This is a genomic window from Rhodanobacter sp. TND4EL1, from assembly GCF_054061035.1.
The window spans coordinates 315,097-333,795 of the sequence record NZ_JBSSDT010000001.1; the positions used below are offsets into that span (position 1 = coordinate 315,097).

An 18,699-nucleotide genomic window follows, 5' to 3' on the forward strand; every position below is an offset into this window, starting at 1 on the left:
GATTTCAGGTCAGCAGTTGCTGTACCAGCGCGATGTAACGGTGCATCGCTTCTTCTTCCGCAACACCATTCAACTGCGCCCAGGCCTCGTGCTTGGCGGTACCGACAAAGTCGAAAAAGCCGGGCTGGGTGCGCTTGAGGTCACCTTCAGAGCCTTGCTTGTAGAGGGCGTACAACTTGAGCAAGGTGTCATTGTCAGGGCGGCTGGCCAAGCGCTGGATATCTCTGGCGGCTTGTTCGAACTCGTTGCGAAGATCGGTCATGGGGCAGCCAGGTGTCGCTTGTACGAGGATGGGATGGCTAGATAGCACGCGTCCGGAGTGGGGTCAACGCGTTAAACTGCGCGCTTTGCCGTTCAGCCCAGGATCCCCGCCATGAGCCACGCCACCGTACCCGTACTCACCATCGACGGACCATCGGGGTCGGGCAAGGGCACGATCAGCGCGTTGGTGGCGGAACGTCTGGGCTGGCGCCTGCTCGATTCCGGGGCGTTGTATCGCGCCGTGGGCTATGCCGCCGGCATGGCCGGGCTCGACCTGTCGGACGAAGAGGCGGTGACCCGCTGTGCCCAGACCACCAAGATCAGGTTCGTCGCCGCTGCCGACGGTGGCGAGACCCGGGTGGTCGTCAACGGTCACGACGCCACGGACGAATTGCGCACGGAAACCGCCGGCGCAGCGGCCTCGGCGATCGCTTCGATGCCGTCCGTGCGGGAGGCCCTGGTCGCCATGCAGCTGGGATTCCGCCGGTCGCCCGGACTGGTCGCCGATGGGCGCGACATGGGCACGGTGATCTTTCCGGATGCCGCCTTCAAGGTTTTCCTCACGGCCAGCGCCGCCGAAAGAGCGAAAAGACGCTATAAGCAGTTGAAGGAAAAGGGACTCAGCGTTACACTTGCTGGCCTTCAGCGCGAAATTGAGGCGCGTGACAGCCGCGATGCATCGCGCGCCGTGGCGCCGCTCAAGCCTGCCGCTGATGCCTTGCTGGTGGATACCACCGGCATGGGCATCGACGAGGTCGTTGCGAAAGTATTTGCCGTCGTGCAGTCCTGAACGGATGGCACGGTGGCGTTCGTGCTCCTGCTTCGGCAGGGGTTTTGGTCAACGGTGATGGCGGATGGTTCCATGAGAACCCCTCATACACCCTCAACCGGTGGATCCGAAGTTCGCGCATCAACCATTCCAGCGCAATGAACCACGATCCTTTCCCACTATGGAATCAACATGACTGAAAGTTTTGCCGAACTGTTTGAACAGAGCCAAGGCGCCATTTCCAAGCTGAAGCCCGGCGCCATCGTCACCGGTATCGTTGTGGAAATCCGCAACGACGTCGTCGTGATCAACGCTGGCCTGAAGAGCGAAGGCATCGTCCCGATCGAGCAATTCAAGAACGAAGAGGGCGTGCTGGAAGTGCAGGTAGGCGACGAGGTGAAGGTAGCCCTCGAAGCTTTGGAAGACGGTTTCGGCGAGACCAAGCTGTCGCGCGAGAAAGCCAAGCGCTCGATGGTGTGGGACGACCTCGAGCAGGCGTTCGACAAAGAAGAGACCATCAAGGGCATGATCTCGGGCAAGGTGAAGGGCGGTTTCACCGTCGACATCAAGGACGTTCGCGCGTTCCTGCCCGGTTCGCTGGTCGACGTGCGCCCGGTGCGCGAGCCGACCTACCTCGAGGGCAAGGAACTCGAGTTCAAGATCATCAAGCTCGATCGCAAGCGCAACAACGTGGTGGTCAGCCGCCGCGCCGTCGTCGAGACCGAGTTCTCGGCCGAGCGCGAGCAGCTGCTTGAGCGCCTGACCGAGGGTGCCGTCGTCAAGGGTGTGGTCAAGAACCTCACCGATTACGGCGCATTCGTGGACCTGGGCGGCATCGACGGCCTGCTGCACATCACCGACATGGCGTGGAAGCGTGTGCGTCATCCGTCCGAAGTGGTCAACGTCGGCGACGAGCTGGACGTGCGCGTGCTGAAGTACGACAAGGAGCGCAACCGCGTTTCGCTGGGCCTGAAGCAGCTGGGCGACGATCCGTGGGTCGCCATTGCCCGCCGCTATCCGGTCGGCAGCCGTCTGTTCGGCAAGGTTTCCAACGTCACCGATTACGGCTGCTTCGTCGAGATCGAGCCGGGTGTGGAAGGCCTGGTGCACGTTTCCGAGATGGACTGGACCAACAAGAACGTCAACCCGGCCAAGGTGGTTCAGGTCGGTGACGAAACCGAAGTCACCGTGCTGGACGTGGATGAGGAGCGTCGCCGCATCTCGCTGGGTATCAAGCAGACTCGCTCGAACCCGTGGGAAGCCTTTGCAGCCATGCACAAGAAGGGCGACAAGGTCTCCGGTCAGATCAAGTCGATCACCGATTTTGGTGTGTTCATCGGTCTGGACGGCGGCATCGACGGCCTGGTGCACCTGTCCGACATCTCCTGGCAGATGTCCGGCGAAGATCTGGTTCGCAACTTCAAGAAGGGCGACGAGATCGAGGCCGTGGTGCTGGCGGTTGATCCGGAGCGTGAGCGCATCTCGCTCGGCATCAAGCAGATGGAGCAGGATCCGTTTGGCCAGTTCATGGCAGCGAATCCGCGCGGCACGATCGTCAACGGCACCGTCAAGGAAGTCGATGCGAAGGGCGCCGTGATCGATCTGGGCGAAGGCGTCGAGGGTTACCTGCGTGCCAACGACATCGCCAAGGAGCGGATCGAGGATGCGACCCTGCATCTGAAGGTCGGCGACGCGGTTGAAGCCAAGTTCACCGGCATGGATCGCAAGGGTCGCCAGCTGGCGCTCTCGATCCGCGCGAAGGACGAGGAAGATGCACCGGATACGTCGGTGGATTACTCCTCGGCTGCCAGTGGCACGACCAAGCTTGGTGCGCTGCTCAAGGAGCAGTTCAACAAGGCCGATTGATCACTTGCATCAGTCTGACGCGGGGCGGCTTTGCCGCCCCGCTGTTTCGCGTCACGGACATTGGGGCCCATGACTAAATCCGAATTGATCGAGGCGCTGGCGAGGCGTCAGACCCATCTTGCGTTTGCCGATGTCGAGATGGCTGTCAAAAGCGTCATCGAACAGATGAGCCAGGCCCTGGCTCATGGCGAACGTATCGAAGTGCGTGGTTTCGGCAGTTTTGCGTTGCACTACCGGCCACCGCGCATGGGACGCAATCCCAAGACCGGTGAAGCGGTGGCACTGCCCGGCAAGCATGTTCCGCATTTCAAGCCGGGCAAGGAGCTGCGTGAAAGAGTCAACCAGGATCTGGAGCAGGACATCGCCTGACCGGTTGGTCAAGCGATGGTCGCAAGAGATCGGAGGCAGGTGACGCAAGTCAGCCTGCCTTTTTTATGCTTTGTCCACGGATTGGCGAGCTCGAACGAATCAATGGAGCACGGGGGAGCCATACTGCCTGTGCCAGTCACGATCAATCGGGTAAAGTCGCCCCATGCGATTGCTTGCCATCATCCTCCTGCTGATCTTCATCGCCGCCGGCATCGTGCTCGGTGCGCTCAACGCTGACCTCGTCGGCTACGACCTGGGCTTCACCCGGCTGCAATTGCCCAAGGGCGCAGCCTTGCTCGGGGCCGTGGTCATCGGCTGGTTGCTGGGCGGATTGACCGCCTGGGTAAGCGTGAGTACCCGCCAACGACGCCAGCAGCGTCGTCAATTGCGCGAAGACAAGAAGTTGCCGGCCAAACCATGAACCTCATGCTTGTGCTGGCCCCGCTGGTGCCGGCTGCTTTCGCGCTGGGATGGTGGGCCTCTCGTCAATTCGGTGCCCGCCGTTCCGGGGCCGCGGTCAGCGCTTTGTCGTCGGACTACTTCCGGGGCCTGAATTATCTGCTCAATGAGGAGCAGGACAAGGCCATCGAAGTCTTCCTCAAGCTCGCCGAATACAACCGGGACACCGTCGAGACGCATTTGGCGCTCGGCAACCTGTTTCGTCGGCGTGGCGAAGTTGATCGCGCCATCCGTCTGCACCAGCACCTGGTTTCACGGCCGGGGCTCACCGACGCAATGAAGACAGTGGCGTTGCTGGAACTCGGTGAAGACTACATGCGCGCGGGCCTGCTGGATCGTGCCGAGGCCTTGTTCTGCGATCTGGTGGCCATGGATGCGCACGCGCCGTCCGCACTGCGTCATTTGATTTCCATCTATCAACACGAGCGCGACTGGCACAAGGCCATTGAGCATGCGCGCCGCCTCGAGGTGATGACGGGCGAAGACGAGGCGCCGATGATCGCCCAGTTCTATTGCGAGTTGGCCGACCGTTCGCGGCAGCACGGGGCCAGGGCCGAGGCTCGCGATTACCTGCAGCACGCATTCGAATGTCAGCCCGAGTGCGTGCGGGCATTCATGCTTACCGGACGCCTGCTGTCGGAAGATGGTCAGCACGCCGAGGCCGTGGCGGCGTACGAGTCCGCGATCAGTGCCGACATCGCTTTCGCGCCGGAGATTCTACCACCGCTGCTCAACAGCTACGCGCGTTCCCAGCAGATGGAACGCGCGGAAACCTTCTTGCGCGAAATGATCAGCCGCTACAACGGCGTGTCACCGGTATTGGCACTGGCGCATCTGTACAAGGAGCGCGACGGCGAACGCACCGCCATTGATTTCCTCACCGGTCAGCTGCGCCAGCGACCCTCGGTGCGCGGATTGATGGCCTTGATCGACGCGACCATGGACAAGATCGACGGCGAGGCTCGCGAAAATTTCCTGATCCTGCGCGACCTGACGCGCAAGTTGCTCGAGGGGCAGGCGATGTACCGTTGCAGTCGCTGCGGCTTCGGTGCCAAGGCCCACCATTGGCAGTGCCCGAGCTGCAAGAGCTGGAGCACGATCCGGCCGATCCACGGCGTGGCCAGCGAGTGATCAGCGGATGTACCTGACCATCGGATGGTTGCTTGCCAGTTTCCTGATCACCGTATTGCTGGTGCGCGGATCGATTGTCTATGCGCATCGGCGCGGCATGCTGGACCTGCCAGGACAACGCCGATCGCATCGCGTGCCGACGCCCCGTGGCGGCGGCATCGGCGTGGTGGTGGCCATGCTTGTCTGTCTTCCGGTGGCGATGTCCCAGACACCGGGTGCGTGGCCGGCCGGCGTCAGCACCGGGCTGGTCGGCGGGATTTTGCTGGTCGCCGTGGCCGGGTGGTGGGACGACCACCGTTCATTGCCCGTCTTGCCGCGTCTGCTGGCGCAATTGCTCGGAACCGGTTTGTTTGCGGCGGGCCTGCTGACTTGCGGCATGCCCGTGTGGTGGTTGCCTTTGCTGCTGCTGGCTGGCGCCTGGAGCGTCAACCTGCACAATTTCATGGACGGCATCGACGGTCTGCTCGCACAGCAGGCCATCTTTGTCGGCGCCGGTCTGGGCCTGATGGCATGGCAGGCGGCACAACCTGCATTGGCCCTGGCCGCGGCGATGATGGCGGTATCGTCGCTGGGCTTCTGGTGGTTCAACCGCCCGCCTGCCCGAATCTTCATGGGAGACGTGGGCAGCGGCAGCATGGGCCTGCTGATTTTTGCGTTCACCGCGCTGTTGTGGCGGGTCGACGCCTCGCTGTTGTGGCCTGCACTCATCCTCTCTTCGGCCTTCGTGACGGACGCCAGCCTGACCCTGTTGACGCGAATGTGCAGCGGCCGGCGCTGGTACACTGCCCATCGCGAACACCTGTATCAATGGCTGGTGCGGCGTGGCGGAACCCATGGCCGGGCCGATGCGATCTATCTGGGCTGGAACCTGCTGGTCGTCGCACCTGCAACCTGGTTGACCTGGAGTCATCTGCGCATGGCGCTGCCGATTACCATAGCGGTCTATGTGGTAGCGTCCGGCGCCTGGCTGGTGCTCAAACGCCGTTGTCTGCGACGCAATCTGTACAGGAAACGCCATGTCGTTGCGTAAGCTCGTCGGCTTCATTCATCCACGCATTGCCGTCGTTCTGCACGACCTGCTGATGGCTGCGCTCGCCTGGTGGATTGCCAAACTGTTCCGCTACGCATTGAAGCCCGACGAAATAGTCAGCTTCCAGTTGTTCGAATTCCCCATCGTGCTGTTGATACAGGGGCTGATTTTCCGCTGGACGGGTCTGTACAAGAGTGTCTGGCGTTTTGCCAGTTTGCCTGACCTCTGGAATATCGTGCGGGCGGTGCTGGTCGGTACGTTCTCGATCGGCGTAGCCATGTTTCTGTACGAGCGGCTGGAGGGCGTCCCGCGCTCCGTGCTGGTGCTCTATCCGCTATTGCTGTCGATCCTTCTGGGTGGCCCGCGTCTGGCGTATCGGTATTGGAAGGACAGCCGAAATGGCTTGCTGCACAACCAGAGCGTCAAGCGAGTCTTGATCGTCGGGGCAGATCGCGCGGGCGAGGTCTTGTCGCGCGATCTTCATCGGGACAACCGCTATGTCGTGGTCGGCTTTGTCGATGACAAAGCCAGCTTGCGTGGCGCCAGCATCAACGGGCGTCCGGTACTGGGGAAGTTGGAAAAGCTGCCCGAAGTGGCCCGTGAAGCCGCGGTCGACATGTTGCTGATCGCGTTGCCCGGGGCGACCACGGCCGAAATGCGTCGCGTGGTTGCACTGTGTGATGCCACCGACTTGCCTTACCGAACGGTGCCACGGCTTGATGACGTGGTCGCCGGGCGCGCCCAGTTCAACGAAATCAAGGAAGTGGCGATCGAAGACCTGCTCGGGCGCGACGCGGTGGAACTCGACTGGACCGCGATTCGGGAAACGCTGAGTGGTCGTCGCGTGCTGGTCACCGGTGGCGGCGGCTCGATCGGATCCGAGCTGTGCCGACAGGTCGCGCGGCTGGGTGCACTGTCGCTGACGGTGGTGGAGCAGAGCGAGTACAACCTGTATCGAATCGGACAGGAGTTGCGGGCCGACTTCCCCGAATTGATCTTCGACGGCATCCTGGCGAACTGCGGCGATCGGGTTGCCATGCGCAAGGCCTTCAATGAGGTGCGTCCGCATGTGGTTTTCCACGCCGCTGCCTACAAGCACGTACCGTTGCTGCAAGGCCAGCTTCGCTCGGGTTTCAACAACAACGTGATCGGCACCTGCGTCGTTGCGGATGCTGCGCATGAGGCCGGGGTCGACTCGTTCGTTCTCATCTCCACCGACAAGGCAGTCAACCCGACCAGCGTCATGGGCGCATGCAAGCGCATGGCCGAAATCTATTGCCAGAACCTCAACGGACAAACCCCTACCCGTTTCATGACCGTGCGATTTGGCAATGTGCTCGACTCGGCCGGTTCCGTGGTTCCGCTGTTCCGCCGGCAGATTCGAGCGGGGGGGCCGGTGACGGTGACGCACCCGGAGGTGTCCCGTTACTTCATGACGATACCCGAGGCGTGTCAGCTGATTTTGCAGAGCGCAAGCATCGGGACAGGTGGCGAAATTTTTGCGCTCGACATGGGCGAGCCGGTGAAGATCCGTGATCTCGCCGAGCAGATGATTCGTCTGGCCGGAAAGAAGCCGGGCACCGAGGTTCCCATCGTCTATACCGGGTTGCGTTCCGGCGAGAAGCTGTTCGAGGAATTGTTCCATCCCCTGGAGAATTACAGCGCGACCGCCCACGCCAAGATCTTTCTGGCGCAGCATCGTGAGGTATCTTGGGAATTGCTGCAGGCGCTGTTGCAAAAGGCGGCCGAAGCGGTGAATGCGTTTGATGAGGAAGAACTTCGACGGTGCGTTTCCAGTTTGCTGCCCTCGTTCCGATGGAGCGAAGCGGCACAACCGGACAACGTCGTGTCGATTCGTCGTGCCAGCCCTGGAGATCAATGAGTGAGCAAGCCCCTGCGCAAAGTGGTGTTCCCCGTCGCCGGACTCGGCACGCGTTTTCTGCCGGCGACCAAGGTCGTCGCCAAGGAAATGCTGCCGGTGCTGGACAAACCATTGATCCAGTACGCCGTCGATGAGGCCGTGGACGCCGGCGCCGACACCCTGATCTTCGTCACCAATCGCTACAAACACGCGATCGCGGACTATTTCGACAAGGCTTACGAGCTGGAGTCCAAGCTGCAGGAGAAAGGCAAGGACGAGTTGCTGGCTTTGGTCCAGGGTACCTTGCCCAGGCACGTGCGGGCCATTTTCGTGACCCAGCCCGAAGCACTTGGCCTGGGTCATGCCGTGCTGTGTGCCAAGCCGGTTGTTGGCGACGAGCCCTTCGGCGTTGTTCTGCCCGATGACTTGATCTGGAATGGGGAAGGCAAGGGAGCGTTGCGCCAGATGGCCGAACTGGCTGACGCCCAACAGGCGGGCGTGATCGCGGTGGAAGAAGTGCCGCGTGACGAGACTGACAAGTACGGCATTGTCGATGCCACGCCGATCGACTCACGCAGCGCGCTGATCCGCAGCATGGTCGAGAAGCCCAAGCCGGCCGACGCACCTTCGAATCTCGCCGTGGTGGGGCGTTATGTGCTGCCCGGTCGAATCTTCCAGTTGCTGGAACAGACCACGCCGGGAGCAGGTGGTGAAATCCAGTTGACCGATGCGATCGATGCGCTACTCAAGGAGCAGGGCAAGGTGCTGGCCCATCGTTTCGAGGGCATCCGCTTCGATTGTGGCAACAAGGCCGGGCTGGTTCGCGCAACCATGCACATGGCGATGCAGGATCCGAAACTCGCCCCCACTGTCCGCGCATTCCTCGACCAGTTGCAAGCCGCACCGGGTCCTGGCTGAGGCTGGTCAGGCAGGCAGCATGGGTGTCGTTTCTGGCATGGCATGAAACCGTCTTCCTCCACATCGTATTACCGCGCCACGGCGACGCATTGTCAGGCCTGGCCGGCGCTGCAAGGCAGCTCTCATGCCCGGGTGGCCGTTGTTGGCGGCGGCTTTGCTGGACTGAACACCGCGCTGGGGCTGGCCGAACGTGGCGTGCGCGACGTGGTGTTGCTGGAGCGTGAGCAGATCGGCTTTGGTGCATCCGGGCGCAACGGTGGTTTTGTTTTTGCCGGGTATTCGCTGGGTGAGCAGTCGCTGTTTGACCAGTTGGGCGAGACACGGGCGCAAGCGCTGTTCAAGCTCACCACCGAAGCGGTCGGGCGTATTCGCCGGCGTGTTGCCGACTACGCCATCCCCTGCGATCTGGTCGACGAAGGCGTGATCTGGGCCAACTGGTTTCGCGACCCGGCCGTGCTGCGCCGGCGTCAACAATTGCTGGCGGAGAAATTCGGCGTGCAGTGGGAGTGGCTGCCCGAAGCCGAATTGCGTGCGCGCATACACAGCGAGCGTTATCACGACGGTCTGTACGAACCGGACGCGCTGCACCTGCATCCACTCAATTATGCGATCGGACTGGCAGCCGCGGCCTCTGCGCAGGGCGTGCGTGTTCATGAAGACAGCGGCGTGCGCAGCCTCGAACGCGAGGGGTTGCAGTGGCGCTTGCGTACTGCCAACGGCGACGTGCTGGTCGATCAGGTGGTGCTGGCCTGCGGCGGTTACCTGGCGGGTTTGCAGCGGTCGATCGACCGCGCCATTCTGCCGATCGCGACCTATGTCATGGTCACCGAGCCGCTGGGCCCGCGGCTGGACGAATGCCTGCAAACCCGCGCCGCGATCTACGACAGCCGCTTTGCGTTCGACTACTATCGTGCACTGCCGGATACCCGACTGCTATGGGGTGGCCGGATCTCGGTACTGAACCGATCGCCGCAGGCCGTGCAGCGTTTGCTGACCCGGGATCTGCTGCGGGTATTCCCGCAACTGAAAGACGTGCGTGTCGAATACGCCTGGTCGGGTCTGATGAGCTATGCACGACATCAGATGCCGCAGATCGGTGGCGATGGCCGTGGCCTGTGGTGGGCGCAGGCGTTCGGTGGTCACGGACTGGCGCCGACCTGCGCGGCTGGTGAGTTGGTGGCGTCGGCCATCGCCGAAGGCGATCAGCGCTGGCGAGCATTTGCCGACTATGGTCTGGACAGCACCCATCGGCCACTGGGTTACCTGGCGGCGCAAGCCGGTTACTGGTGGCAACAGGGCCGCGACTACCTCAAGACGAGGCTGGAAGGATGAACGAAATGAATCAAGGCGAGATCAGCTGGGCCGATTTCGAGAAGGTGATGCTGGTTGCCGGCACGGTGACACGCGTGGAACCCTTCCCGGAAGCGCGCAAGCCGGCGTGGAAGGTGTGGGTGGACTTCGGCGCCCACGGCGAGAAGAAGACCAGCGCGCAGATTGCTGCCTTGTACCGGGCCGAGGATCTGCTCGGGCGGCAAATCGTTGGCGTGATCAATTTTCCCGAGAAGCAGATCGGGCCGTTCCGCTCGCAGTTCCTGCTGACGGGTTTCCCGACCGACGAAGGCGTGGTTCTCACCGCAATCGAGCGACCGGTGCCCAACGGTACGCGGCTGGCCTGATCGGGCAGGGCGGAGCCGCCCTGTTTGCCCGGCGTCGCGAGGCGCTCAGCGATCCAGCCAGACTTCCAGACCCTGGGCATTCAACTCGATGTCCATGTGCAACAGTTGCTCGAGCGCAACCCTTCCCCTGGTCCAGCCGTGGGCGTGGGCACGCTTGGCGTACAGCTCAGTCAGCAGTTCGACCAGTGTGTCGTGGCGGTTTGCGTGAGTGCCGGCTTCCCGCGCCAGAGCGACCATCGCATCGATCTGTTCGTGCAGGTCGGCGGCAAGCCGGTGGAGATCCTCGATGCGCCCGAAGTGCGTGGGGTACATCGCGACGGGGTGCAGGGCCATCAGCCGGTCGATCGAGGCATGCAACTCTTCCGGGTCGAATTGCACCGGCGACGTGGTGGGCAGGATGAAGGGACCGTGGGCGGTATCGAACTCGCGATAGGAGAGACCAAACACGTCGCCGGTGAAGCACACTTCCGCGCGGGCATCGTGGATTGCGTTGTGATGCTTCGCATGTCCTGGCGTGTCGATGCATTGCAGAATGCGGCCGGCCAGGTCCACCAGGTGGCCGTCGCCGGCCTCCACCACGCGCTCGGCGGGAACCGGGCGCAGCCGTCCGTACTCCCGTTCCATCACCGCCTCGCCGTAAACGGCACTTGCCCCGGCCCACAACTTGGACGGATCGATCATGTGCCGAGCGCCGCGCGGATGCACCACCAATCGCGCCTGCGGCAGGCGAGCCATCAACTCCCCTGCGCCGCCGGCATGGTCCAGGTGCACATGGGTGAGGATCAGCCAGTCGACGTCAGCCACGTCCAATCCCGCCACCTCGAGCGCACCCAGCATGCGTGGCAGCGAGTGATTGGTGCCGCAATCGATGAAGGCAGCACGGCCGTTTTCGACGACGAGGTAGGCTGCATCGAACCCGGGCCTGACGAAACCGGTATCGATGGTGTGGATGCCGTGGATGGGTTGCATGTTGATCCTGCCGTTGCCAATGCCCACCAGCCTAGCAAAACCTCCGGCCGGACTCATGCACCACCGGTTCGCGCGGGCGCGAAGTGCCTCAGGGCACACCGCTGCCGCTGGCACTAGCCAGCCCGACGGAACGTCAGGTTGATGCGGTTGCCGCCCAGTGCGGAATGATGACCGGGCTTGAGCGGCGCCACGCCGTGGAAGCGCAGCCGGGCCGGTCCTCCCCACACGACGACATCGCCGTGCGCCAGCGGAACGCGTTGCGCCCGCTCGCTCCGCTGCAGGCCGCCGAACAGGAAGACCGCTGGCAGCCCCAGTGACACCGAAACGATCGGCTGGCCCAGGTCGTGCTCGTCGCGATCCTGATGCAGGCTGAGCCCGGCAGAGGCTTCATAGCGGTTGACCAGGCAGGCATCCGGCGTGAACCCGGCGAATCCGGCACGGGCGGCAGCACGGCCAGCCAGTTGCGCGAAAACGGGCGGCATCACGGGCCAGTGCTGACCGCTGAGGGGATCGAGCGGGTCGTAGCGGTAGCCACCCCGATCGCTGACCCAGCCCAGCGCTCCCGCATTGGTCATGGCCACCGACATCCGCCGTCCCCCCGGAGTGACCAGATGACGGAACGGCGCCTGTGCCACGATGGCATCGAGTGCCTGCAGCAATGTCGCTTCGTGCGCCAGCGCAAATCCGCGCAACACCACGGCGCCGTCGCCCAAAGACTCCTCGCGCAGCCCGGTCGGCTGAGGCACATCACCAAACAGATCGGACGTGATCATGCGTTGCCCTCTCGCGTCGTGTTGATGGGGCGAAGATGTGCTCCGCCACGCGCGGCTTACCAGTCGGTGGGGCGGTAGTCCTTCAGGAACTGGCCCCATACATGTTCGCCGCTGTTGATGCCGTGGATGATCGGATCGACGATCCGCGCGGCACCATCAACGATGTCCAGCGGTGGATGGAAGCGTTCTTCCAGCACTTTTTTCGCGGCCAGCTCGGCGGGATCCTCGTCAGTGACCCAGCCGGTATCCACGCTGTTCATGTGGATGCCATCGTTGTGGTAATCGGTGGCGGCCGTGCGCGTCATCATGTTCAGCGCGGCCTTGGCCATGTTGGTATGCGGATGCCGGGTGGTCTTGAAGTTGCGATAGAACTGGCCCTCCATCGCCGACACGTTGACGATGTGTTTGTCGCGATTTTCCGTGCGCAGCATCAGCGGTTTCAGCCGCGCATTGATGATGAACGGAGCAATGGCGTTGACCAACTGCACCTCCAGCAGCTCCACCGAGGGCACCTCGGCCATCAGCAAGCGCCAGGAATTGCGCTGGCGCAGGTCGATCTGTTGCAGGTCCTGATCGAGGCGGCCTTCGGGGAACAGGTGACTCTGCGCCAGCAGTTCCTCCGGCAGCAGTGGCAACTGCGACAGTTCGGCGGCGCGGGTCAGGCCGGGGATGCTCGAACCCGATTCGCCGAGGGCGCCAGAAGCGGCGTCAGCCTGCGGCAGGATGTTCGAGCCGCGCAGGCCCTCGTAGTGACCGACCAAGTGCCGTACATGTTCAGGCATGTCGTGCAGCGCCGCGGTTTCGCCCTCCATCATGTGGGCGTAGAAATCCGGTGGGCGGCGTACCGTCTGACAGGCGTTGTTGATGATGAAGTCCAGCCGCGGGCGTGTGGCCACCAGTTCCTGGCAGAACGCTTCCACGCTGGGCGTGTGGCGCAGGTCCAGCCCATAGACCTGCAGCCGGTGGCCCCATTCGGCAAAATCCGGTTCCGCCGCGTAACGCGCTGCCGAATCACGCGGGAAACGCGTGGTGACGATCAATTCCGCGCCGGCGCGCAACAGCTTCAGGCCAGCCTGGTAGCCGATCTTCACCCGCCCGCCGGTGAGCAGCGCCACACGACCGCTCAAATCGGCCAGTTCATTGCGCTTGGCGTAGTTGAACGCCGCGCAATCGGGGCACATCTGGTCGTAGAAGAAGTGAATGGTCGAGTATTTCTTCTTGCACACGTAGCAGTGCTTGGGCTCGATCGATTCACGGGGTTGCGCACCATCCAGGTCGGGAGCGACGTCGTGCGGCTGAAAATTCTCCGGTGCGAACAAATTCGGCGTGGTGAACACCGGCCGGCGACGCAGCGCACGGATGCCGGTCTGGTTGAGCACGCTTTCCTCGGCCTCGACCTTGTTCGCGTGGCGAGCCTTTTCAGCCGCCTTCAACTTGATGCGGCGAGCCACCGGATCAGGGTGATAGACCTGCGCGACCGCCTGATGCAGGCGCTGGCGATCCGCCGCCGGCGCCTTTTCCAGCAGCTCGCGGTCTGCCGCCACCGATTCCAGCAGTTCCACGGCGGCACGCAGACGCTTCAGCAACTGCGCGTCGGTTTCGTCGGGGGAGGGGGTATCGGTGCTCGTGGTCAAGTGGGTCATCCGTCGTCGGGCGTGAGTCAGCAAGGGTGATGAAGCGGCAAACAGGTACCGGCAACCGCCTATTTTGCCTGCTTTTCCATCGGAACCGGGATATTCGGGACAGAACGCCCGCTGGAACCCCTTGGCTTCAGCGCATCCGGCTGTCGGTTTCTGGCAGCCAGCGCACACTTTTAGGCATCGGACGATGCAAAAGTGGCATCGTGGCTGTCCAGGCAGGACGGCAAGTGTGGATTCGGGTGGGATGGGTGCCAGAAGCGTTCGGTACCGTGCCTGCTCAGGTATCAGGATGGTTTTCGTGAGTGTGTGGACTTCTGCAAGTGTGCGAGCTCAAAAGGCCTTCGTGGCCAGTTCGCCAATCGTGTTTCCCGGTATCAAGGCCGTGCTCGGCAGCTTGCCGACCGCACACGTGGCTCCTCCCATCGGAACGCGAATGAGTGGCCAGGGATGTCATGGTGCGAGCCGGGTCGAGGGCGCACCTCAACGCATCCGCTTTGTGTACTTCGCCACGACCGGCGACAACGGTATCCGGACGAACTATCACCGGCATTTGATCACCGCCGAGATCCTGCTCAATCGGGTACTTGCCGCCCATGACGCGGGGCTGCGTTCAATGGCGCCCTCGCTTGACTATGCGGCCGAGGCACGTGCGACGGTGCCGCCGCCGTCGGGCATGTTTCATCGATCCACCCTGGAATATCGGCGTTGGTATCGAGCCGACGGAAGCGTGCGCGAACGGCCGTTGACGCAGGAGGCGCTCTCGTTGCGCCTGGCTGCCACCGAAGGCCTGTCGATGCGCGAGGCACGCGCCCGCGCGGCGCAACGGTCACATGCGCTGTCGGCCAGCGACCAGTCCTGGTTGATCGTCCGCCGCAGTATTCCGTTGTCGGAGCGCCCACTCGGTCGTGCGGAATTTCTGCAGCTGACCGATGCGCTGGACGGCATCTGGTTGGGGTCAAGCGGCCAGTCGCACGTGGAACGAGCCAATCGACAGATCGCCCTGAAGATGGTTGCCGTGCTCGGCAACCTGCTGGATGAGTACGTGGCCTCACCGTTCAAGGCGGTGGCTCTTGGTGAAGCATTCAATGAGCACCACCTGGCGCATTTGCGCCAGACCATCATCAACTCGCTGGATCAGGCCACGTCCGAATCGCGCACATTGCTCGCCGGTCCCAAGGCCTGGTTTGCTGCCAAGGCGGCACGCATGCACGCCGAGCACCAGGTCGGGCTGGCCCGATCGCGGGCTTCATCGGCACCATTGCGGTTGATGGCCTGCCCGGTGGTCGCCATGGTGGGAGGACGTTTGCACACCTTTCTCAACGGTCGGCGTGCCGGTCCCGGCAAGCGTTTCAGCAGCAGTGCGGCAGACATGCTGGTCGGCTGAGAGGGTGACCGTCAATCGGCGCCGGCCTGGGGCGGAACCGGCGCCCATCCCATGGTTCTGCCATCCACTCCTGCACCGCTGACGCCGAACGAGTCCGTCAAGCGGATGGCACGGCCATCCTGAGCAGTACACCGGCGAGACTTTTCAGATCCTGCGCATTGTGCGCAGCCACGCGACGAAGGTTTCGGGCCGAGCCGCCGCGCAGGTAGCTGAGCCAGGCCGCAGGTGCTTCGGAACCCGGCAGGTCGTCTTCGCGCACCACGCCGAGCAACTGTCGCTCGGCGGTGGCGAGTCGGCAGTTTTCCCATTGGTGTTTCCAGTGGCGGCGCACCGGATGCAACAGATCCAGATGGCCGAGACCGGCGAGCGGGTTCGGCAGACGGGCGAGGCGGTAGCGGGTGGCCAACAATGGGGCGTCGTAGCACTTGCCGTTGTAGCTGACGAGCACGGTGTCATCGCTCAGCCATTCGGCGAAGGTGCGCAGCATGGCTGTTTCAGCCGCCATCGTGGTGATGGTCAGCTGGCGGATGCGGAAGCGGCCATCAACCCAATCGGCCGCGCCGATCATGAAGGCGCGGGTGCCGGTACCGCCCGCCAGCCCGGTGGTTTCAGTATCGAAATGCAGCAGGCGGTAGTGGTGTACCGGATCCATTCGGGCGAACGTGGCATCGATGATCGCGGGCGGACTGAGCCAGTCGACAAATTCCTCGGTGTAGCGCAGGCCGGGCGCGATCTCGACGCCTGGCACCTCACGGTCGGTGGAGGACAGCGTAGTCGGGCCACGCTTCAGTTGTGCATGGCGTTGCAGCAGGCGGCGCAAGTCCGGAGAGAGAATGCGAGCAGGCGCCGTGGCCATACTGCTGCTGGCGGCACGGACCTCAGGCGTAGGCGTTGCGCTGCCGACCTTGCCGGCCTCCGCGCGCAGTTTGCGCATCCGCGCGGCGAGCGCGCTCACGGCGCCGCCAGCAACGCGATCACGCGAAGCGCCAGCGCCTTCGGCGTGGTGGCGGAATCTTCATCCGCCGCCAGCACCGGGCCGACGCAGGCGGGGCAGCCGGCGCGGCAGTCGCAGCGCTCGATCAGCGTGACCGATTGCGCCAGAAGATCCTCGCGGCGCTGGAACAACGGCTCGCTGTGGCCGATGCCGCCGGGGAAGGCGTCATACAGGTAGACGGTCGGCGTAAACGGCGCATCCGGGGCCAGCGCAGTGGGCTGGCCGTCGTCACCGCGCAACTGCCCGCGACCGCTGATGTCGGTGCTGACGAACCAGGCGCCATCGCCGCTGCCCACGGCCTTTTGCAGGTCGCGCGCTTCGGCCATCACGGCCACGGTGGCCACGATGTGCAGCGCGTAGGCGGCACCGAGGAAACCGTCCAGCGCCTGCTGGCGTTGTTCGAACGCAGCCTCCAGCACCAGCTGCGGCAGCTGCCACCACACGGCGGTGGTGTGCAGCTCCTGGTCGGGCAGGTTGACCGGGCCGTAGCCGATGTTTTCGTGCGAGTAGAAGCGGATCTTCTTGTAGCCGGGAACACGACGCACGACATGCACTTCGCCGTGGTGAGCCTGCCCGCAGCCGGCATTCGAGCTGTCGAAGCAGTCCAGAACTTTCAGTTTGGTGTAGTCGATGGCGTCGGTGTAGTAATCGACGTTGGTGCGCGTGACATAGGCCTTGCGGCCTTCCCAGTCGAGCTTTTCCACTTGATAGGGCAGGGACTGGATCATGTGGATCGCGCCTTCGTACAGGGTCACCGCAGCGGCCGAATAGTCGACTTCCGCGATGATGGTCTGACGGCCGTCGGTGCGGTTGACCACCACGAAGTTGCCGTCGGCGACCGAGCGCAGCGACACCGCGATGGCCGGATAACTGTCGGCGATCCACTCCCAGCGGTCGCCCTCCCGATGCAACACGCCTTCCTCGCCCAGCAGGTCCAGCCATGGCGTGGCGATATCGGTGCCGAACATCTCGTCGCCGATGAAGGGCAGCTCGAATGCGGCGCAACGGATGTGGTCGAGCAGGATCAGCGGCTGATCGGGCTGGATCCGCGCGTGTTCGGGCGTGGCGTCCTGGAAAAATTCCGGATGACGGACCAGGTATTGGTCCAGCGGATCGGAACTGGCTACCAGCACGCCCAGCGCGGATTGCTGACGCCGGCCGGCCCGACCGAAGCGCTGCCAGGTAGCGGCCACCGAACCCGGGTAGCCGTTCAGCACCACCACGTCGAGACTGCCGATGTCCACGCCCAGTTCCAGTGCCGAGGTGCTGACGATGCCGTCGATGCTGCCTTCGCGCATCGCCCGCTCGGCGGCACGCCGTTCCTTGGGCAGATAGCCGCCACGATAGGCGCGGATGCGTGGCGGTTTGCGCGGGTCGTGGTCGAACACGTCCTTGAGGTATTTGGTCAGCACCTCGACCATGCTGCGCGATTGGGCGAAGACCAGCGTCTTCATGCCCGACTTGATCGCCAGCCGCGCGATGCGGTTGGTCTGCGAACGGGCGGAGGCGCGCAGGCCGAGATCGGGGTTGATTACCGGCGGGTTCCACAGCAGCACGTGCTTGTCGCCGGTCGGCGCGCCGCTTTCGGTGATGGCCGTGACTGCGTCCTCGATCAAGGCCTCGGCGTGCTCCTGCGGGTTGCCGATGGTCGCCGAGCACAGGATGAATTGCGGGGTGACGCCGTAGAACGCGCAAACACGCTTCAGCCGGCGGATCACGTTGGCCACGTGCGAGCCGAACACGCCGCGGTAGGTGTGCACCTCGTCGATCACCACATAGCGCAGGTTCTCGAAGAACTGCGCCCACTTGGTGTGATGCGGAAGGATCGCCTGATGCAGCATGTCCGGGTTGCTGACCACGATGTCGCCATGCAGGCGGATCGCCTGGCGCGCATCACCGGGTGTATCGCCGTCGAAGGTGAATGCCTTCACGCCCAGCTCGCCGGCCTGGTTCAGCTCCAACAGTTCGGCGACCTGGTCCTGTGCCAGTGCTTTCGTCGGAAACAGGTACAAGGCCTTGGCTTTGCCCTGCATCGCCGCGCTGATCACCGGCAGCGTGTAGCACAGCGACTTGCCCGAGGCGGTGGGCGTGACGAGGGCCACGTGCGCGCCTGATTGGGTCGCCTTCCACGCGGCGGCCTGATGGCTGTAAAGCTGCTCGATGCCACGCTTGCGCAAGGCGTCCGCCAGAGCAGGCGGCAGATCGTCCGGCAGCGGCGCGAACGCGCCTTCCTGACCGGGCACCACGAATGCACCGGTGATCCGCGCCGCATAGCGCCTGGACAGGCGCTGGGCCAGCGTGCGGCCGTCGCCGGGATCGCGCAGCACGAGCTCGTCGGTGGCGTAACGGTCGGGTAGTGCGTTCATCGGCTGGCGTCCGCGAAAGTGTCCGCGAATTAGGCCGGGGAGCTGTCTCACAGTGTGAGATGAGGTTTGACATGCCTGCCGGCAGGCCTTGCGATTTCCGTTCTGGATCAAGATCCCGGACGACCGATACGGGAACATCCGCTCCGGATTGCTGGCAAGTATCCACGGATCGATATCGCCTCGGGCAAGTGAAGCGCGCGGTGGCTTCGGCACGACGCATGCATTCCGGACAG

The 18,699-nt window shown here is 63.5% G+C and carries 17 protein-coding genes; 11 read left to right on the forward strand and 6 right to left on the reverse strand.

The features are described 5' to 3' along the window. Nucleotides 1-4: 4 nt before the first annotated feature. The gene (locus tag ACVWWQ_RS01530) at nucleotides 5-262 is read right to left on the reverse strand and encodes an acyl-CoA-binding domain-containing protein (RefSeq protein WP_133950470.1); all 258 of its coding nucleotides are present in this window, start codon (nucleotides 260-262) and stop codon (nucleotides 5-7) included. A gap of 111 nt (nucleotides 263-373) precedes the next feature. Between ACVWWQ_RS01530 and cmk the strand changes: the two genes are divergently transcribed. From cmk to ACVWWQ_RS01580, 10 genes are all read left to right on the forward strand, one after another. Next, entirely contained in the window at nucleotides 374-1,051 is a 678-nt protein-coding gene (cmk, locus tag ACVWWQ_RS01535; RefSeq protein WP_208321614.1) for a (d)CMP kinase, read from the forward strand. Between the two features lie 171 nt (nucleotides 1,052-1,222). Further along, nucleotides 1,223-2,896, forward strand: coding sequence for a 30S ribosomal protein S1 (rpsA, locus tag ACVWWQ_RS01540; protein WP_099652203.1), 1,674 nt, complete (start codon nucleotides 1,223-1,225; stop codon nucleotides 2,894-2,896). Nucleotides 2,897-2,965: 69 nt separating this feature from the next. Next, nucleotides 2,966-3,265 carry an integration host factor subunit beta gene (locus ACVWWQ_RS01545; protein WP_099652202.1) on the forward strand — a complete coding sequence of 100 codons (300 nt, stop codon included), beginning with the start codon at nucleotides 2,966-2,968 and terminating at the stop codon, nucleotides 3,263-3,265. Between the two features lie 163 nt (nucleotides 3,266-3,428). Continuing rightward, a complete protein-coding gene (locus ACVWWQ_RS01550) occupies nucleotides 3,429-3,686 on the forward strand; it encodes a lipopolysaccharide assembly protein LapA domain-containing protein (RefSeq protein ID WP_133950468.1) in 258 nt (85 codons plus the stop codon). Further along, nucleotides 3,683-4,855 carry a lipopolysaccharide assembly protein LapB gene (gene lapB / locus ACVWWQ_RS01555; RefSeq protein WP_099652200.1) on the forward strand — a complete coding sequence of 391 codons (1,173 nt, stop codon included), beginning with the start codon at nucleotides 3,683-3,685 and terminating at the stop codon, nucleotides 4,853-4,855. Before ACVWWQ_RS01550 ends, lapB begins: the two co-directional genes overlap by 4 nt. A gap of 7 nt (nucleotides 4,856-4,862) precedes the next feature. After that, nucleotides 4,863-5,885, forward strand: a complete 1,023-nt coding sequence (locus tag ACVWWQ_RS01560) for an MraY family glycosyltransferase (protein ID WP_133950466.1) — start codon at nucleotides 4,863-4,865, stop codon at nucleotides 5,883-5,885. Further along, nucleotides 5,872-7,767, forward strand: a complete 1,896-nt coding sequence (locus tag ACVWWQ_RS01565; RefSeq protein WP_099652198.1) for a nucleoside-diphosphate sugar epimerase/dehydratase — start codon at nucleotides 5,872-5,874, stop codon at nucleotides 7,765-7,767. Before ACVWWQ_RS01560 ends, ACVWWQ_RS01565 begins: the two co-directional genes overlap by 14 nt. Next, nucleotides 7,768-8,664 carry a UTP--glucose-1-phosphate uridylyltransferase GalU gene (gene galU / locus ACVWWQ_RS01570; RefSeq protein ID WP_133950464.1) on the forward strand — a complete coding sequence of 299 codons (897 nt, stop codon included), beginning with the start codon at nucleotides 7,768-7,770 and terminating at the stop codon, nucleotides 8,662-8,664. Nucleotides 8,665-8,706: 42 nt separating this feature from the next. Then, the gene (locus tag ACVWWQ_RS01575) at nucleotides 8,707-9,996 is read left to right on the forward strand and encodes an NAD(P)/FAD-dependent oxidoreductase (RefSeq protein WP_133950462.1); all 1,290 of its coding nucleotides are present in this window, start codon (nucleotides 8,707-8,709) and stop codon (nucleotides 9,994-9,996) included. Further along, the gene (locus tag ACVWWQ_RS01580; protein WP_099652195.1) at nucleotides 9,993-10,340 is read left to right on the forward strand and encodes a tRNA-binding protein; all 348 of its coding nucleotides are present in this window, start codon (nucleotides 9,993-9,995) and stop codon (nucleotides 10,338-10,340) included. The genes ACVWWQ_RS01575 and ACVWWQ_RS01580 overlap by 4 nt, the downstream gene beginning before the upstream one ends. 45 nt (nucleotides 10,341-10,385) lie before the next feature. On the opposite strand, the gene ACVWWQ_RS01585 is transcribed toward ACVWWQ_RS01580, so the two are convergent. The 3 genes from ACVWWQ_RS01585 to ACVWWQ_RS01595 all read right to left on the reverse strand — a co-directional run bounded on the left by ACVWWQ_RS01585 (nucleotide 10,386) and on the right by ACVWWQ_RS01595 (nucleotide 13,716). Next, entirely contained in the window at nucleotides 10,386-11,309 is a 924-nt protein-coding gene (locus ACVWWQ_RS01585; RefSeq protein WP_099652508.1) for an MBL fold metallo-hydrolase, read from the reverse strand. 113 nt (nucleotides 11,310-11,422) lie between these two features. Then, nucleotides 11,423-12,082, reverse strand: a complete 660-nt coding sequence (gene alkB / locus ACVWWQ_RS01590) for a DNA oxidative demethylase AlkB (RefSeq protein ID WP_099652194.1) — start codon at nucleotides 12,080-12,082, stop codon at nucleotides 11,423-11,425. 56 nt (nucleotides 12,083-12,138) lie between these two features. After that, nucleotides 12,139-13,716, reverse strand: a complete 1,578-nt coding sequence (locus ACVWWQ_RS01595; RefSeq protein ID WP_457383273.1) for an SDR family NAD(P)-dependent oxidoreductase — start codon at nucleotides 13,714-13,716, stop codon at nucleotides 12,139-12,141. Nucleotides 13,717-14,155: 439 nt separating this feature from the next. Between ACVWWQ_RS01595 and ACVWWQ_RS01600 the strand changes: the two genes are divergently transcribed. Next, nucleotides 14,156-15,106: a hypothetical protein gene (locus ACVWWQ_RS01600; RefSeq protein ID WP_457383274.1), complete on the forward strand. Its 951-nt coding sequence runs from the start codon at nucleotides 14,156-14,158 to the stop codon at nucleotides 15,104-15,106. 97 nt (nucleotides 15,107-15,203) lie between these two features. Here ACVWWQ_RS01600 and ACVWWQ_RS01605 read toward each other — a convergent pair whose 3' ends face one another. Continuing rightward, on the reverse strand, nucleotides 15,204-16,061 hold the full coding sequence (locus ACVWWQ_RS01605; RefSeq protein ID WP_457383275.1) for a ribonuclease H-like domain-containing protein: 858 nt from the start codon (nucleotides 16,059-16,061) through the stop codon (nucleotides 15,204-15,206). Continuing rightward, nucleotides 16,058-18,466 (reverse strand): DEAD/DEAH box helicase, encoded by a 2,409-nt coding sequence (locus ACVWWQ_RS01610; protein WP_133950456.1) that lies wholly within the window; start codon nucleotides 18,464-18,466, stop codon nucleotides 16,058-16,060. Before ACVWWQ_RS01610 ends, ACVWWQ_RS01605 begins: the two co-directional genes overlap by 4 nt. Nucleotides 18,467-18,699 lie beyond the last annotated feature (233 nt).

Excerpts from the sequence above, each read along its gene's own strand:
- ACVWWQ_RS01530 (WP_133950470.1), bottom strand. The coding sequence starts at position 262 with ATGACCGATCTTCGCAACGAGTTCGAACAAGCCGCCAGAGATATCCAG.
- cmk (WP_208321614.1), top strand. The coding sequence starts at position 374 with ATGAGCCACGCCACCGTACCCGTACTCACCATCGACGGACCATCGGGG.
- rpsA (WP_099652203.1), top strand. The coding sequence starts at position 1,223 with ATGACTGAAAGTTTTGCCGAACTGTTTGAACAGAGCCAAGGCGCCATT.
- ACVWWQ_RS01545 (WP_099652202.1), top strand. The coding sequence starts at position 2,966 with ATGACTAAATCCGAATTGATCGAGGCGCTGGCGAGGCGTCAGACCCAT.
- ACVWWQ_RS01550 (WP_133950468.1), top strand. The coding sequence starts at position 3,429 with ATGCGATTGCTTGCCATCATCCTCCTGCTGATCTTCATCGCCGCCGGC.
- lapB (WP_099652200.1), top strand. The coding sequence starts at position 3,683 with ATGAACCTCATGCTTGTGCTGGCCCCGCTGGTGCCGGCTGCTTTCGCG.
- ACVWWQ_RS01560 (WP_133950466.1), top strand. The coding sequence starts at position 4,863 with ATGTACCTGACCATCGGATGGTTGCTTGCCAGTTTCCTGATCACCGTA.
- ACVWWQ_RS01565 (WP_099652198.1), top strand. The coding sequence starts at position 5,872 with ATGTCGTTGCGTAAGCTCGTCGGCTTCATTCATCCACGCATTGCCGTC.
- ACVWWQ_RS01575 (WP_133950462.1), top strand. The coding sequence starts at position 8,707 with ATGAAACCGTCTTCCTCCACATCGTATTACCGCGCCACGGCGACGCAT.
- ACVWWQ_RS01580 (WP_099652195.1), top strand. The coding sequence starts at position 9,993 with ATGAACGAAATGAATCAAGGCGAGATCAGCTGGGCCGATTTCGAGAAG.
- ACVWWQ_RS01585 (WP_099652508.1), bottom strand. The coding sequence starts at position 11,309 with ATGCAACCCATCCACGGCATCCACACCATCGATACCGGTTTCGTCAGG.
- alkB (WP_099652194.1), bottom strand. The coding sequence starts at position 12,082 with ATGATCACGTCCGATCTGTTTGGTGATGTGCCTCAGCCGACCGGGCTG.
- ACVWWQ_RS01600 (WP_457383274.1), top strand. The coding sequence starts at position 14,156 with ATGAGTGGCCAGGGATGTCATGGTGCGAGCCGGGTCGAGGGCGCACCT.
- ACVWWQ_RS01610 (WP_133950456.1), bottom strand. The coding sequence starts at position 18,466 with ATGAACGCACTACCCGACCGTTACGCCACCGACGAGCTCGTGCTGCGC.